2 protein-coding genes are annotated in these 1,753 nt (G+C 60.8%); both read right to left on the bottom strand.

Annotated features, from left to right (window positions below):
- Positions 1-343, bottom strand: a 343-nt coding sequence (locus tag JMF90_RS35715) for a DUF4123 domain-containing protein (RefSeq protein ID WP_201326217.1), incomplete at its 3' end; no start/stop codon positions are given.
- A gap of 10 nt (positions 344-353) precedes the next feature.
- Positions 354-1,753, bottom strand: a 1,400-nt coding sequence (locus JMF90_RS35710; protein ID WP_201326216.1) for a type VI secretion system Vgr family protein, incomplete at its 5' end; no start/stop codon positions are given.

The raw sequence follows: 1,753 nt of genomic DNA, 5'->3' as shown, positions 1-1,753 counted from the left end.
GCGGAAACACGCGCGGGTCGTAGTAGCGGAAGACCGCATCGCCCGAAATCGGCGCCTGCAGTATCAACCGGTTCGACAGATGTTGCTGAAGCCGGCCCGTCGCCTTTCCGCATTCGAGAATGGCGCAAACGACTGGCGGCAAGCCATTCTCAAGGTCCGATTCGGCACGTTCTCTCAACGCTGGCAATTGCAGTTCGGGATGCTCCGCACAGTACAGCACGGGCGCCACGCCCTCGAGTTCGGGACGCGCAGCGGGAACCAACTCACCGACTTCATAGGCCGGCGGCACACCAGGCAACTCGGGCTTCCCGTTCACGACTTCGACGATAACGTAGTGAACCATACCGACCGCCCTACACGAGTGCCGAGCCGGCCTGGGCCGCGGCTGCGAACTGCTGGGCGCACGACTTTGAAGGCGCAAGCTGCGCCGACGCGCTATCGCCCGCCGGGCCATCGAAGATGAGCGGACTGCCCTTGACCTCGACCAGCCCCGGCGCATGGATGAAGATTTTACCTTCGGCGATACGAATCGATGCGCCGCCGGCGGTAAGGGTGATTTCCTTCTGGGCTGTAACGTTCACCGAATCGGAAGTGGACACGACCTTTACAGTCTTGTCTGCCGTAAGTTCGATATTGTCCGACTGCGCCTGCACTTCGACCTTGCCTTTGCCGGCAAACAGCTTGATACCGGCATTCTGCACGAAGAAGCTTAATTTCTCGCCAATACTGGCAATCCACGACCTCGCCACCGAAACGTAGGTGCTCTCTCCGCTAACCAAATTGACGTGCTGGGTAGCTGCTGCGTGGAGCGACTTCTGCGTCGACAGGCCCATGTCAGCCGGGCTCGCAAGCAACATGACAGGTTGCGAAAACGCATTGGCGCTTCCGGTGCCGCCACCCGCTGTCCTGCCGCCCGCCATAGAGCCCTGTGCATCGCTCTGCGTCGTCGCAGCGAAGTCCTTGATGGCGTCCTGAGCATCGTCCAGGGTCTCGGCCTGGCCGTCAGCTGCCGCGAGTGAGCGATGCTGAATCACGCCGCTCGAATCGATAAGGTGTTGCGTGGCTTCCTTCACATCCAGCGGCTGACTCGACGTGCCGCCGCGGGCGTAGGTCGATACGTAGAGCCCTCGTCCGGCCCGCAGGGCACCTGACGCCTCGGTCTTCAGTTCGAAGCCCGTGCCAAGGTAGTTGCCGCGCGTATTGCCGCTGTGGTCGATGAGATAGCCGATGTGAAGATACGAATTCGCCGTCGAGCTGAAAAGCTGCGCCCGGTTCTGCGACGTGGAGTCGTCGAAGACGAGTTGATTGAAACCCTGACCGCTGTACTCCTGCGACTTGAAACCGGACAGCAGGCCGTTCGAATGCCAATGTGGCGTGTTGACAGAGTGAAAGAGCACTCCACTGACGACCGGCCGGTCGCAATCCCCGTCGAGGTAATTGACGGCCACTTCCTGCCCGATTCGAGGGACGAACACACCGCCGAATCCCTTGCCGGCGTGCGGCAGTATTACCCGCATCCAGCACGATGACGTCTCGTTATTGCTCCCCAGACGGTCCCAGTGCATCTGAGCCTTCACCCGGTTCAACTCGTCCGTGTATACCTCCTCACCCGCCGGTCCCACGATAGTGGCGGTCTGCATATGCATGACCGGCTTTCTGTGCTCGAATGGGCTGCGGAATGGCACCGAGCGGCGCTGGACCTCGATTTCGGCCAGCACGAAACTTTCATTGCCTAACGGGTCCTTCGATACGA

The organism is Burkholderia sp. E168m23 (assembly GCF_016586125.1).
GTDB classification, from domain to species: Bacteria; Pseudomonadota; Gammaproteobacteria; order Burkholderiales; family Burkholderiaceae; genus Burkholderia; species Burkholderia orbicola.
Note: the sequence above shows the minus strand (reverse complement) of the source record. Positions and strands in the feature narration are given on the sequence as shown.